The sequence below is a fragment of the Streptomyces sp. CA-251387 genome (assembly GCF_050936625.1).
Taxonomy (GTDB): Bacteria; Actinomycetota; Actinomycetes; order Streptomycetales; family Streptomycetaceae; genus Streptomyces.
The window spans coordinates 5,247,050-5,261,321 of record NZ_JBNJMJ010000001.1 but is presented as its reverse complement, the minus strand read 5'-3'; the positions used below and the strand labels follow the sequence as shown (position 1 = coordinate 5,261,321).

8 protein-coding genes and 1 tRNA gene are annotated in these 14,272 nt (G+C 71.4%); 4 read left to right on the top strand and 5 right to left on the bottom strand.

Features of this window, described 5'->3' with window-relative positions:
• Positions 1–49 precede the first annotated feature (49 nt).
• The 4 genes from ACQEV2_RS23515 (at position 50) to ACQEV2_RS23500 (ending at position 4,201) form a co-directional block, all read left to right on the top strand.
• The gene (locus ACQEV2_RS23515) at positions 50–775 is read left to right on the top strand and encodes a GntR family transcriptional regulator (protein WP_433044837.1); all 726 of its coding nucleotides are present in this window, start codon (positions 50–52) and stop codon (positions 773–775) included.
• Between the two features lie 236 nt (positions 776–1,011).
• The gene (locus ACQEV2_RS23510; RefSeq protein WP_433044834.1) at positions 1,012–2,277 is read left to right on the top strand and encodes an alpha/beta fold hydrolase; all 1,266 of its coding nucleotides are present in this window, start codon (positions 1,012–1,014) and stop codon (positions 2,275–2,277) included.
• 90 nt (positions 2,278–2,367) lie between these two features.
• Positions 2,368–3,561: a M6 family metalloprotease domain-containing protein gene (locus ACQEV2_RS23505; RefSeq protein WP_433044831.1), complete on the top strand. Its 1,194-nt coding sequence runs from the start codon at positions 2,368–2,370 to the stop codon at positions 3,559–3,561.
• Between the two features lie 124 nt (positions 3,562–3,685).
• Positions 3,686–4,201, top strand: coding sequence for a hypothetical protein (locus ACQEV2_RS23500; RefSeq protein ID WP_433044828.1), 516 nt, complete (start codon positions 3,686–3,688; stop codon positions 4,199–4,201).
• Positions 4,202–4,365: 164 nt separating this feature from the next.
• Here ACQEV2_RS23500 and ACQEV2_RS23495 read toward each other — a convergent pair.
• The 5 genes from ACQEV2_RS23495 to topA form a co-directional block, all read right to left on the bottom strand.
• Positions 4,366–4,442 (bottom strand) — tRNA-Thr (locus ACQEV2_RS23495).
• Positions 4,443–4,584: 142 nt separating this feature from the next.
• Positions 4,585–6,222: an alpha/beta hydrolase gene (locus tag ACQEV2_RS23490; RefSeq protein WP_433044825.1), complete on the bottom strand. Its 1,638-nt coding sequence runs from the start codon at positions 6,220–6,222 to the stop codon at positions 4,585–4,587.
• Positions 6,223–6,346: 124 nt separating this feature from the next.
• The gene (locus tag ACQEV2_RS23485) at positions 6,347–7,552 is read right to left on the bottom strand and encodes a DNA polymerase III subunit delta' (RefSeq protein WP_433044822.1); all 1,206 of its coding nucleotides are present in this window, start codon (positions 7,550–7,552) and stop codon (positions 6,347–6,349) included.
• Positions 7,553–7,845: 293 nt separating this feature from the next.
• On the bottom strand, positions 7,846–11,124 hold the full coding sequence (gene tmk, locus ACQEV2_RS23480) for a dTMP kinase (RefSeq protein ID WP_433044819.1): 3,279 nt from the start codon (positions 11,122–11,124) through the stop codon (positions 7,846–7,848).
• A gap of 188 nt (positions 11,125–11,312) precedes the next feature.
• Positions 11,313–14,150, bottom strand: coding sequence for a type I DNA topoisomerase (topA, locus tag ACQEV2_RS23475; protein WP_433044816.1), 2,838 nt, complete (start codon positions 14,148–14,150; stop codon positions 11,313–11,315).
• Positions 14,151–14,272: the final 122 nt, after the last annotated feature.

Genomic DNA, 14,272 nt, shown 5'->3' with positions numbered 1-14,272 from the left:
GTACGCTGGCGATCCGCCGGGCACGCAGGACACAGGAACAGGACGCACCATGGGGCACCTGAAGCACCGCAACCTCATCACCACCAGGGAGCGGCTGCGCGACCAGGTCGCCCACGCCCTGCGGGCCGCCCTCATCTCCGGCGAACTCCGCCCCGGCGAGGTCTACTCCGCGCCGGGGCTCGCGGAGGACTTCGGCATCTCCGCCACCCCGGTGCGCGAGGCCATGCTCGACCTGGCCCGCGAGGGTCTGGTCGAGCCCGTCCGCAACAAGGGCTTCCGGGTGACCGAGGTCAACGAGCGCGACCTGGACCAGTACACCGAGATCCGCTCCCTGATCGAAGTCCCGACCATCGGCCTGATCACCCGCACCGCGGCCCGCGAGGACCTCGAAGCCCTCCGCCCTGTCGCCGACGAGATCGTGCGCGCCGCGCGCGACCACGATCTCATCGGCTACCTGGAAGCGGACCGTCAATTCCATCTCTCCCTGCTCGCGCTCTGCGGCAACGACCGTCTCGTCGAAACGGTCGGCGATCTGCGCAAGCGCTCGCGCCTGTACGGCCTGACGGTCCTGGACGAGCGCGACCAGCTGATCCCGTCGGCCGAGGAGCACCTGGAACTCCTCGATCTGATGCTGGCGGGCGACGCCAAGGGCGCCGAGAAGTGCATGGCGCGTCATCTCGGCCATGTGCGCTCGCTGTGGGCGAAGGGCAAGGAGGAGGAGCCGGCGGTCAAGCGGGGCGCCGGCACCGGGCGGAAGCCGCGCACGACCCGCTGAGCGGGGCCGTCGGACGGCTCTGATCCCTCGCGCCGTCGGGCGGTCCTGTCCGCGCGCCGTCGGGCGATCTGTCCGCACGCCGCCTCGCCGCATAACGCGGGGTTATGACCAAGCGGAGGCTGTCGGCGAAGCCCCTGGTACAGCACCCTGGGGACCAGTACAACGTCACACGTCACATGCTCACGGGGCCGCCGTCTCAGCCCGGCCCCTGCCGCACTGGCCGTGAAGGGACCTGCATGAACCCGACGTACGCCACCACCGACCATCTCTTCAGCGTGCCCCTGGACCACGCGACTCCGAACGGAACCCGTATCCAGGTGTTCGCCCGCGAGGTCGTGGACCCCGCCCGTGCGGGCGGGCAACTCCCCTGGCTGCTGTTTCTCCAGGGCGGCCCCGGCGGCAAGTCGCCCCGCCCGTCCGCCGGTTCCCCAGGCTGGCTGGAGCACGCGTTGAAGACGCACCGCGTCCTGTTCCTCGACCAGCGCGGCACCGGCCGCTCCACACCCGTCACCGCCCGCGTGGCCCGCCGGTTCGCCACGGCGGCCCAACTCGCCGGATACCTCACCCATTTCCGGGCCGACTCGATCGTCGCGGACGCCGAGCTGATCCGCCGCGAACTCTGCGGCGACGAGCCCTGGGAGACGCTGGGTCAGAGCTACGGCGGTTTCGTCACCCTCACGTATCTGTCCTACGCTCCCGAAGGGTTGCGGGCGTGCTACGTCGCGGGCGGTCTGCCCGGCCTGACCGCCACCGCCGACGATGTCTACGCCCGCGCATATCCCCGCGTGGCGGATCGTGTCCTGGCGTACTACGACCGATACCCCGACGACGCCCGCCTGTTGCGCGAGATGTCCGACGTACTGGCGACCACCGATGTCCGCCTGCCCAACGGCGACCGGCTCACCCCCCGCCGACTGCGCACGCTCGGCCTCGCCTTCGGTATGGGCGACGGTTTCGAACGAGTGCACTGGCTCCTCGACGAAGCGCTCGACGCCCACGGGGAGTTCACCGACACCTTCCTGCACCAGGTGATGACCTTGACCGGTTTCACGGACAATCCGCTGTTCGCCGTATTGCAGGAGACCCTCTACGGGCAGGGCGACAAGCCCACGGGCTGGGCCGCGGCGCGAGCGATGACCGCATTCCCCGAGTTCGCCGAGGACGCGGACCCCCTGATGCTCACCGGCGAAATGATCTATCCCTGGATGTTCCAGGACATCGCCGGGCTGCGCCCTCTGGCCGAGGCGGCCGATCTGCTGGCCGAGTGGACGGACTGGCCGCCGCTGTACGACCGGCACCGCCTGGCCGCCAACGCGGTCCCCCTCGCGGCGATGGTCTACCACGACGACATGTACGTGGACACCGGGCTCTCCCTTCGCACCGCGCGGGACGTCGGCTCCGTTCGGACCTGGATCACCAACGAGTGGGAGCACGACGGCATCACCGCCTCGGGCAGCCGCGTGCTCTCCCGCCTCATGGACCTGGTGGCGGGCCGCGCCTGACGGCGGCGGCCTGCGCGAGCACGATCCGCCCGACAACCCACCCCCTTGAGCACCGACTGAAGGCTCCCCGATCCGGAAGGGACCACCCCCATGCCTGGCCTCCCCACCACCCTGCGGGCTCTACCCGCCACCGCCCTGGCCCTGTGTCTCGCCACAGCTGCCGCCACAGCGCAGGCACAACCCGACGCTCGTCCCGAGCCGACGCCCGTCGCCGAGGACTGCGCCCTGCCCGGCAGAACCGGCTGGACCGACGAGGGCCGGGACACCGACCGGGTCCAGTTCCAGCGGTCCACCGGCAGGCTGCGCGTCCTCACCCTCTTCGTCGACTTCCCCGACGCCCGGGCCACCGACTCCACCAAGCCCTACGCCGACCAACTCGCCCCCGCCGCCGACTGGATGCGCCGAGCCTCCTACGGCCGCGCCCGGCTGGACATCGCCCCACTGCACCGCTGGATCCGCATGCCCGCGCCATCCACCTCCTACGGCTTCGAACGCGGTCTGACCTTCGAGACACACGAACGGTACGTGCGCGACGCCATCACGGCCGCCGACCCGTACGCCGACTTCTCCGGCTACAACATGGTCTATCTCGTGGCCCCGAAGGCCGCGCCGGCGATCTCCTTCTCACCCACGTACCTGTACGACCCGAGCACGTCCGGCATCACGGCCGACGGCACCCGCCTGAAGTGGGCCGTCACCTTCGGCCAGGACATGTGGCGCTGGGGCCACAAGGTCGCCGCCCACGAGACGGCACACACATTCGGGCTGCCCGACCTGTACGCCTTCACCGGTGAGACCCACCGCTACGTGGGCGGTTGGGACGTCATGGGCAACATCGCGGGCCACGCCCCGCAGTACCTCGGCTGGCACTCCTGGAAACTCGGCTGGACGCAGGACCACCAGGTCGACTGCCTGGCCGCACCGGGCCGACGGACGGTTCGGCTGACTCCCGTGGAGCGACCGGGTGGCACCAAGATCGCGGTGGTCCGTACCGGCGAGACGACGGCGTACGTGGCCGAGTCCCGCCGGGCCAGGGCCAACGATCCGGAGCCGTGCTCGACGGGCGTCCTGATCTACAAGGTCGACTCGGCCACCCAGACCGGAGAGGGCCCGATCCGAATCATGCCCGCCACCCCGGCCGCCCCTCCCTCGTCGGGCTGCGGCGCCCTGGACATGGCCGCGCACCGGCCCGGCCAGACCTTCACCGACCCGTCCACCGGCGTCCGCATCGAGGTGCGAGCCGGGGGCGGCTCCGGGGACACGGTGCACATCACGAGGCCATGAGCGGCTCCTCCTGATTGCCGCCCTGTTGATCGACGTTGTCCGCTGAACGCACAGCCGTCGGGCAGTCCCGCCTCCCGGCCGCATGCGGAGGCCCCACCAGAGGCCCCACCACCAGGAGCCGCATTTGAACGCCCCGATACACCGCAACGACATGATCCGGACGGCGGCTTACCTGCGCTGCTATCCGTACGACAGCTGGGAGATGTCCTTTCACCATGCGGCCCTGCGTCGTCACGCCGTGCAGTCGGGGCTGCCCGAACCGGACTGCTATCTGGACAACGGTCGCCCGTCCCGTGGACCGCTTCCTCAGCTGAGGCAACTGCTCCTGCTCGTCGCCGCGGGTGTGTACCAGGCGGTGCTGGTGCCGGGGCCCTTCGTCTTCTCGCTTCACGATGATGTCGCACGAGATCTCATACGACGGATCAACGCCGACGGCTGCACCGTCCTTGAACTCCCCCGCCCACACCCGCAGACGCTCCACCAGGAGACGACCGGTCTGCGAGAGTCGGTCCCCCGACAACCCCCCTCACAGCCGGACCCGGCGGCACTGAGCCGCCCCTCCACCTTCGGGTGGGCCGAGCGGTTACGGGAGGCGACATCCAGCGCGGTCCTGCCGCGCTCAACACGCAGCCTCGACTGATCAGTCGGAACCGACCGGGGAGCCGGGGTGGGCGCCGCTGTCCGGACCAGCGAAATGGACAACAACCCTGCCGCATCGGTCCAGCCGATCGACGCGGACACGCGCGACCCAGTGAGCACAACAACGCAGAAACCCCAGGTCATAGACATGACCTGGGGTTCAAGTGGAGCCGCCTTCGGGATTCGAACCCGAGACCTACGCATTACGAGTGCGTTGCTCTGGCCATCTGAGCTAAGGCGGCGCGCCGTCCGCACTATGGTGCGATCAGCAACGTCGGTAAGTCTACACAGTTTCTGGAGTGCTCCGTACCACCGCATCCAGGGCCCCGAACAGCCGGCACCCGGCCCCGGAGTCGTGTCCTCTGGGGCCGTCCGGGGCGGCTGTCAGCAGCGCTTGTCCCGGGTGGGCGGCGTCCCGCGGAGGAGGTAGGCGTTGATCGTCTTGTCGATGCACGCGCTGCCCCGCCCGTACGCGGTGTGGCCGTCACCCTCGTAGGTGAGCAGGCGGGCCGAGGAGAGCTGGCGGGAGAGGGCCCGGGCCCAGCGGTACGGGGTCGCCGGGTCGCGGGTAGTGCCGACCACGACGATCGGGGCCGCGCCCTTGGCCTCGATGCGCTGCGGCTCCCCGGTCGGGGCCACCGGCCAGTACGCGCAGTTCAGGGTGGCCCAGGCGAGGCCCTCACCGAAGACGGGGGACGCCTTTTCGAAGGCGGGGAGGGATCGGCGTACCTCGTCGGGGGTGGCGAAGGCAGCCGGGAGGTCCAGGCAGTTCACGGCCGCGTTGGCGAACATCAGGTTCGTGTAGCGGCCGTCGGCGTCGCGCTCGTAGTAGCTGTCGGAGAGGACGAGCAGGCCGGCGCCGTCGTTCTCCCGCATCGCTGCGGACAGCGCGTCGCGCAGTTGCGCCCAGGCTCCCTCGTCGTACATCGCCGCGATCACGCCGGTGGTGGCGAGGGATTCGCCGAGTACACGGCCGTCCGGGTCGCCGGTCGGAATGGGCTTCGCGTCGAGTTTCTCGAAGAAGGACTTCAGGTTCTTGCCGACGTCGGCGGCCTTCTTGCCCAGCGGGCAGTCCCGGTGCCGCACGCAGTCCCGCGCGAACGCCTGGAACGCCGTCTCGAATCCCGCCGTCTGGTCGAGGTTCATGCGGCGGGCCGGGAGGGAGGGGTCCATCGCACCGTCCAGGACCAGCCTGCCCACCCGGTTCGGGAAGAGCCCGGCATACGTCGCCCCGAGGAAGGTCCCGTACGACGCCCCCACGTACGTCAGCTTCTCGTCCCCCAGCGTCGCCCGCAGGATGTCCATGTCCCGGGCCGCCTCGGCGGTCGAGAGATGGCGCAGGACCCGGGCCGCGTCGGCTCCGCACCCTTCCGCGAACCTCTTGTACGCACCGACGAGCTCCTCGGTCTCCTTCTCGTCGTCGGGCGTGAAGTCGGTCTGCGTGTACCGGTCCATCGCCCGCCCGTCGAGGCATTTGACGGGCTCACTGCGGGCGACCCCGCGCGGGTCGACCGCGACGATGTCGTAACGGGCGCGCACCTCGGCCGGGTAGCCGATCCCCGCGTACTGCTGGAGGTAGGCGACCGCCGAGCCGCCCGGGCCGCCCGGGTTCACCAGCAGCGATCCGAGGCGCTCGCGCGGTTGCGTCGCCTTCTTGCGGGCCACGGCGAGCCGGATGCTCCCGGCGTCCGGTTTCGCGTAGTCGAGCGGCGCCCTCATCGTGGCGCACTGGAAGCCGGGTGCCCCGCAGCTGCGCCAGGTCAGCTTCTGCCCGTAGTACGGCGCGAGCGCGGCCGGCGTCGAGCGGGGCAGCGGCGCCAGCGCGGCCAGGGCCGCCTCGGCCGCCGGGTTCCCCGAGTTCGTCGACCCGCCGGAGGTGCAGGCGGAGACGATCATCGCTGCGGCGGCGAGAAAGGCGCCGACCATGCGGGTTCGCCGAGGGCTGGAGCGGCGGTTGCGTGGGCGGCCGGGCCCGGTCGGGCTCGGGTCCGGGCTGACTGAAGAGCTGCGCCTGGTGTGCATTCGCCGAGCGTAACTCTGTGCAGTGAATTGAATGCTGTGCGTGCACATCACGGCTCGTACGAGTTACATGGTCAATCTGCTGTTGATCAGTGTCGGGGGACGTCCGGGCAGGCAGCGGGACGTCTCAGCCCGCTCTGAGTGCCATGGTCATCGCCTCCACCGCCAGCAGTGGCGCCACATTGCGGTCGAGGGCGTCGCGGCAGGCGGCGATCGCCTCGATGCGGCGGAGCGTGGACTCGGGGGAGCTGTCGCGGGCCAGGCGCTCCAGGGCGTCCTCGGCGTCGGTGTTGGCGAGGGCGACGCGGGAGCCGAGCTGGAGGGCGAGGACATCGCGGTAGAAGGCGGTGAGGTCGGTCAGGGCGAGGTCGAGGCTGTCTCGCTGGGTTCTCGTGCGGCGCCGCTTCTGCTTGTCCTCCAGCTCCTTCATCACGCCCGCCGTGCCGCGCGGCATCCTGCCGCCCTGGGCCGCGCCCAGCGCCGCCTTCAGCTCCTCGGTCTCCTTGCCGTCCATCTCCTCGGCGAGCTGCTTGGCGTCCTCGGCGGCGGCGTCCACGAGTTCCTGGGCGGCCTTGAGGCAGCCTCCGACGTCACCGAGGCGCAGGGGCAGCTTGAGGACGGCGGCCCGGCGTTCGCGCGCGGCCGGGTCGGTGGCCAGGCGGCGGGCCCGGTCGACGTGCCCCTGCGTGGCGCGGGCCGCCGCGGCGGCGACGTCGGGCTCGATGCCGTCACGCCGTACGAGCATGTCGGCGACGGCGTCCACCGAGGGCGTGCGCAGGTTCAGGTGGCGGCAGCGGGAGCGGATGGTGGGCAGGACGTCCTCGATGGAGGGGGCGCACAGCAGCCAGACGGTACGGGGAGCGGGCTCCTCCACGGCCTTCAGGACGGCGTTGGCGGACTTCTCGTTCAGCCGCTCGGCGTCCTCGACGAGGATGACCTGCCAGCGGCCGTTCGCCGGCGAGGTGAACGACTTGCGGACGGTGTCCCGCATGTCGTCGGCGAGGATCTGGGTGCCGACGGCGGCGACGGTGGTGACGTCGGCGTGCGTGCCTACGAGCGCCGTATGGCACCCGTCGCAGAAACCGCATCCGGGGGATCCGCCGAGAGCACGGTCGGGGCTGACGCACTGCAAGGCGGCCGCGAAGGCCCGCGCCACCTGATTCCGCCCTGCCCCGGGCGGGCCCGTGAACAACCAGGCATGCGTCATCTTGGACGCCTCGGGGAGCGGCGTGTCGGCGGCAACGGCGGTGACGAGGGCGTCGGCGTCCCGTGCGGCAGCATCCAACTGCTCACTCACCTTCTCCTGCCCGACCAGGTCGTCCCATACGGTCACGGGTCACGCCGCCCTTCCGTCACATCTCGCGTCCACATTTCGCGTCGCGGATTCCATTGTGGGGGGCGGCACTGACAACGGGGTCCGCGCGGGCGACGACCTGCCGGACAGCGGGCGGGGAGCCCGGGGCGCACGATCTCGCCGGTCGAGCCGCGTACAGCTGCGGGCAGTCGTGCCGCTGGGGCGGCTCCCGTCCCGAAGAGAGCGGCACCCGCAAGCGCGGGCGAGCGATCCAACCCCGCGCCGGCCGAAGCACCGCCCACCTGAGAAACCGGCCTCAGATCCGGCCGGCCTCAGCGCCGCCGGCCCTTCCCGCGGCCCCCCTCGTCGTCCTCGTCCTCATGCGGCCCCAACAACTCGTCCGCCAGCGTCGGCAGATCATCCAGCGGCGTCTCCTCGGCCCAGTCGGACCGAGCCCTCCGCCGAGGCGCTCCCGCCTCGTCGACCTGAGGCAGCTCACGCGTACGTTCCTCGTTCCGGAAGAACCCCGGCGGAACCCGATCCGCAGACCCCTCCCCCGGCACCGGAGGCAGGACCGCCGTCTCGTCCGCCGCCCCCGGCGGCACTGGAGGCAGAACCGCCGTCTCATCAGCAGCGCCCGGCGTCACCGGCGGAAGCACAGCCGTCTCATCAGCAGCCCCCGGCGGCACCGGTGGCAACACAGCCGTCTCATCAGCAGCCCCCGGCGGCACCGGTGGCAACACAGCCGTCTCATCAGCAGCCCCCGGCGGCACCGGCGGCTGCGGCAGCTTCGTCGTCACCTCGGAGTCGGACTCCCCGGCGCCACGCTTCGCCGAAGGCCGCTTACCGCCGCGCTCGTCATCGCGCACCGGCCGCAGCACGGTCGTCTCGTCCGACGCCCCGCCCGGCGCCTTCCCCGGCGTCACCACCGGCGTAGGCACGGTCGCCGCGTCCCCCGAGGCAGCCCCGGTCCCGGGCCCCGCGGGCTTCGGCCCCGCCTCCGCGGCGGCCGCCGCCTGCTCCGCGAGCCGGCGTGCCTCCTCGGCGCGCAGCAGAGCCTCCTCCGCCTTGCGCTGCTTCTCCAGACGGAGCGCCTCCGCCTCGGCCCGCAGCCGCGCCTCTTCCTCGGCCTGCTTGCGGCGCCGCTCCTCCTCGGCCTTGCGGCGCGCTTCTTCCTCGGCGCGCACCTTCTCCTCCGCGAGGAGCCGCTGCCGCTCCTCCTCGGCCCGCCGACGCGCTTCCTCGGCCCGCTGCCGGGCCTCCTCCGCCTGCCGTTCGGCCTCGCGCCGCTGCGCCTCCTCCAGCTCGCGCCGCTTGCGCTCCTCCTCCTCGGCACGCAGCCGGGCGAGCTGCTCCTGGCGCTCGCGCTCCAGGCGCTCCTCCTCGGCCTTGCGGGCGGCCTCTTCCTCGGCCTTGCGGCGGGCCTCCTCCTCGGCCTTGCGGCGCGCTTCCTCCTGCGCCTGGATCTCCGCCTCGGACAGCGGCAGCATCTGGTCGAGCCGGTGCCGGATGACCGTCGTCACCGCCTCGGGCTCCTGGCCCGCGTCCACCACCAGGTACCGGCCGGGGTCGGCCGCGGCCAGCGTCAAGAAACCGGACCGCACGCGCGCGTGGAACTCCGCCGGCTCCGACTCCAGCCGGTCCGGCGCCTCGGTGAACCGCTCGCGGGCCACCTCCGGCGAGACGTCCAGCAGGACCGTCAGATGCGGGGCGAGGCCGTGGGTCGCCCAGCGGTTGATGCGGGCGATCTCCGTCGGGGACAGGTCACGGCCGGCCCCCTGGTAGGCGACCGAGGAGTCGATGTAGCGGTCCGAGATGACGACCGCGCCGCGCTCCAGCGCGGGCCGGACGACCGTGTCCACGTGCTCCGCGCGGTCCGCCGCGTACAGCAGCGCCTCCGCGCGGTGCGACAGCCCCGCGCTCGACACGTCCAGCAGGATCGACCGCAGCCGCTTGCCGACGGGGGTCGCCCCGGGCTCGCGCGTGACGACGACCTCGTGGCCCTTGCCCCGGATCCACTCGGCCAGCGCCTCGGCCTGCGTGGACTTCCCGGCGCCGTCGCCGCCCTCCAGGGCGATGAAGAAGCCGGACGTCGCGGGCACCTGCTCCGGGTCGTCCCCGCCGAGCACGGCGTCCCGCAGGTCCTGCCGCAACGGCACGCCGGAGCGATCGTCGACCTTGGCCAGCACCAGCGCGGCCACCGGCAGCAGCAGCGCCCCCACCAGCATCAGCGTGAACGCCGCACCGCCGTGCGCGAAGACGAACTTGCCGCTCTCCAGCCGGTGCGGCCCGATGAGCGCGGCCACCAGCGGCGCGATCACCGCGCCGAGCGCCACGCAGACCCGTACGACCGCGTGCAGATGCTCGGTCGTGCGCGGCCGCCGGAATTCCTCGGCCTCCTGGTCGAGGAGGGTGTGCCCGGTGTTGGCGGCCATGCCGGCGCCGATCCCGGCCAGGGCGATGATCAGCAGCACGGTGGTGACGTCGGGGACGAGTCCCGCGGCCAGCAGCGCGATGCCGGTGAAGGCGATGACCAGCGCCAGCAGCCGGCGCCGTGACAGGGCGGGCAGCACGGAGGGCGCCGTACGGATGCCGACGACCACGCCGCCGGTCAGTGCGAGCACCAGCAGGCCGTAGAGCACCGGCCCGCCGCCCAGGTCCTTGGCGTGCAGCACGGCCACGGCGACCGCGGCGGACACCGCCCCGGCGACGGCCGCGCAGGCGAGCACCAGCAGCGGGATCGCGCCGGTACGGCCCTTGTCGACGCCCGAGCCGGTCTTGGGCCGGCGCAGCCCCTCGAGCGGCGACCGCGCGCGCGGGGTGCGCGTGTCGGGCAGCTCCAGGAAGGTCAGCACGGACAGGGACGCGGCGAACAGTCCGGCCGCGACATACGACGCGAGGGCCGCCTGGTGCTGCTCGAACCAGTCGAGTCCGGCACCGAGCAGGTTGTTGAGCAGTGCGGCGACGACGAGTGCGGCGGCGGCCAGCGGGATCGCCACGAAGCCCGTACGCAGCGACAGGCGGCGCAGGGCGTCCATGTGGTCCGGCAGCGGTCGTACCGTCGCGCCCTCCGGCGGCGGGGGCGGCAGCAGCGCGGGCGCCGCGCTCTCCCGGCACACCGTCCAGAAACGCTCGGCGACGCCGGTCACGAAGACGGTGACCAGGAGGACGGCCAGTGCGTTGTCCGGCGTCCAGTCGATCCACAGAGGCGCGACGATCAGCAGGGCGACGCGCAGACCGTCCGCGCCGACCATGGTCCAGCGCCGGTCGAGCGGGCCCTCCTGGGCGGTGAGCGAGGTCAGCGGGCCGAGGAGTACGGCGCCGAACAGCAGGGTCGCCAGGATGCGCACCCCGAAGACGGTCGCCACTGCGAACGCCACGCCCCGGTACCCACCGCCGAACGACCCTTCGGCGATCGCCGCCTGAAGGGCCAGCAGAACCAGCACCAGGAGAGCGAGGATGTCGCCGACACCGCCCACCAACTGCGCGCTCCACAGCCGCTTGAGCTGCGGTCGGCGCAGCAGGGCGCGGACGGCACGCTCGCGGGAGTCCGCGAGCAGGGCGTCGTCGGGGGCGGGGCTGGAGGCCGTTGTCTGCTCGGCTCGGGTCATGCTTTCAGCCTATCGGGACGCACTGACAGCCCGGCGCGCCCGCCCGAACGTACGCCCGCCTCGACACCAAACTGATGCCGAGGCGTTCGTTTTGCGAACCGGAAGTGAAGAACCGGACCGTCAACCGGCCGCCGTGAGACCCCGGTTGGCCCTCACGGAGACCGGTCGGCCCTCGCTCTGAGGACGGTTCAGTCCTCCGCCGCCGACTTGGAGGCCGTCGCCTTCTTGGCGGCAGTCTTCTTCGCCGTCGTCTTCTTCGCAGCCGTGGTCGTCTTCTTGGCCGCGGTCTTCTTGGCGGCCGTCTTCTTGGCCGGGGCGGCCTTCTTGGCGGTCGTCTTCTTCGCGGGGGCCTTCTTCGCCGTCTTCTTGGCGGGCCCCTTCGCGCGCTTCTCGGCGAGCAGTTCGAAGCCGCGCTCCGGGGTGATGGTCTCGACGCTGTCGCCGGAGCGCAGGGTCGCGTTGGTCTCCCCGTCGGTGACGTACGGCCCGAAGCGACCGTCCTTGACGACGACCGGCTTCTTGCTGACCGGGTCCTCGCCCAGCTCCTTCAGCGGCGGCTTGGCGGCCGCGCGGCCCCGCTGCTTGGGCTGGGCGTAGATCGCCAGCGCCTCTTCGAGGGTGATCGTGAAGAGCTGCTCCTCGGACTGCAGCGAACGCGAGTCCGTGCCCTTCTTCAGGTACGGCCCGTAGCGGCCGTTCTGCGCGGTGATCTCCTGGCCCTCGGCGTCGGTGCCGACGACACGCGGCAGCGACATCAGCTTGAGCGCGTCGTCCAGCGTCACCGTGTCGAGCGACATCGACTTGAACAGCGAGGCCGTACGCGGCTTGACGGCGTTCTTGCCGGTCTTCGGAGTGCCCTCGGGGAGCACCTCGGTGACGTACGGGCCGTAACGGCCGTCCTTGGCGACGATCGTGTGCCCGGTGGACGGGTCGGTGCCCAGCTCGAAGTCGCCGCTGGGCTTGGCCAGCAGCTCCTCGGCCAGTTCGACGGACAGCTCGTCCGGCGCGAGGTCGTCCGGGATGTCGGCGCGCTGGTGCTGCTCGGTGTCCTTCTCGCCGCGCTCGATGTACGGGCCGTACCGCCCGACGCGTACCACGATGTCGTTGCCCAGGGGGAACGACGACACCTCGCGTGCGTCGATCGCGCCCAGGTCGGTCACCAGCTCCTTGAGGCCGCCGAGGTGGTCCCCGTCGCCGTTGCCGGCGTCGGCCGCGTCGCCGTTGCTGGTGCCCTCGCCGAAGTAGAACCGCTTCAGCCACGGCACGGCCTGCGCCTCGCCGCGGGCGATGCGGTCGAGGTCGTCCTCCATCTTGGCGGTGAAGTCGTAGTCGACGAGCCGCCCGAAGTGCTTCTCCAGGAGGTTGACCACGGCGAAGGACAGAAAGGACGGGACGAGTGCCGTGCCCTTCTTGAACACATAGCCGCGGTCGAGGATCGTGCCGATGATCGACGCGTACGTCGACGGGCGGCCGATCTCGCGCTCTTCGAGCTCCTTGACCAGCGAGGCCTCGGTGTAGCGGGCCGGGGGCTTGGTGGCGTGCCCGTCGACCGTGATCTCCTCGGCGCTCAGCGGATCGCCCTCGTTGACCTGGGGCAGCCGGCGCTCGCGGTCGTCCAGCTCGGCGTTCGGGTCGTCGGCGCCCTCGACGTACGCCTTCAGGAAGCCGTGGAAGGTGATCGTCTTGCCGGAGGCGCTGAACTCGACGTCCCGGCCGTCGGCCGCCGCGCCGCCGATCTTGACGGTGACCGAGTTACCGGTGGCGTCCTTCATCTGGGAGGCGACCGTCCGCTTCCAGATCAGCTCGTAGAGCTTGAACTGGTCGCCGGTCAGCCCGGTCTCGGCAGGCGTGCGGAAGCGGTCGCCGGAGGGGCGGATCGCCTCGTGCGCCTCCTGCGCGTTCTTGACCTTCCCGGCGTACGTCCGCGGCTGGGGCGGCAGGTAGTCGGCGCCGTACAGATGCGTGACCTGGGCACGAGCCGCGGCGATGGCGGTGTCGCTCAGCGTCGTGGAGTCCGTACGCATGTACGTGATGTAGCCGTTCTCGTACAGCTTCTGCGCGATCTGCATGGTCGCCTTCGCGCCGAAGCCGAGCTTGCGGCTCGCCTCCTGCTGCAGCGTCGTCGTACGGAACGGGGCGTACGGCGAGCGGCGGTACGGCTTGGACTCGACGGACCTGACCGAGAACCGGGTGTTCTCCAGGGCGGCGGCGAGGGCGCGGGCGTTCGCCTCGTCGAGGTGGAGGGTGTTCGCGCTCTTGAGTTGTCCCAGGGAGTCGAAGTCGCGGCCCTGCGCGACCCGCCTGCCGTCGACGGTCTGCAGGCGGGCGACCAGCGACGACGGGTCCGACGAGTCCCCCGCGCGGCCGGTCGCGAAGGTGCCCGTCAGGTCCCAGTACTCAGCAGAACGAAACGCGATGCGCTCGCGTTCCCGCTCCACGACGAGCCGGGTGGCCACGGACTGGACACGGCCCGCCGACAGGCGCGGCATGACCTTCTTCCACAGGACCGGCGAGACCTCGTAGCCGTAGAGGCGGTCGAGGATGCGGCGGGTCTCCTGGGCGTCGACCAGCTTCTGGTTGAGCTGGCGCGGGTTGGCGACGGCGGCCTGGATCGCGGCCTTGGTGATCTCGTGGAAGACCATCCGCTTGACCGGGACCTTGGGCTTGAGCACCTCCTGGAGGTGCCAGGCGATGGCCTCGCCCTCGCGGTCCTCATCGGTGGCGAGGTAGAGCTCGTCGGAGTCCTTCAGCAGGTCCTTGAGCTTCTTGACCTGGGCCTTCTTGTCGGCGTTGACGACGTAGATCGGCTCGAAGTCGTGCTCGACGTCCACGCCGAGGCGGCGGACCTCGCCGGTGTACTTCTCGGGCACCTCCGCGGCGCCGTTGGGGAGGTCGCGGATGTGCCCGACGCTCGCTTCGACTACGTAGCCGGGGCCCAGGTAGCCCTTGATCGTCTTCGCCTTGGCAGGCGACTCGACGATGACGAGTCGGCGGCCGCCCTGTGCGGTCTCGCTGGTCGGGGACAACTTCGCTCTTCTCTCCGGTCGACGCTGGGGCCTCCCCAGGCCTACATCCCGGGGTCAGGTAGGTGACGCTGCGGAGTGTGACGGTACATCCCGCCCCGTTGTCAAACGGGAAAAGCCCGCAA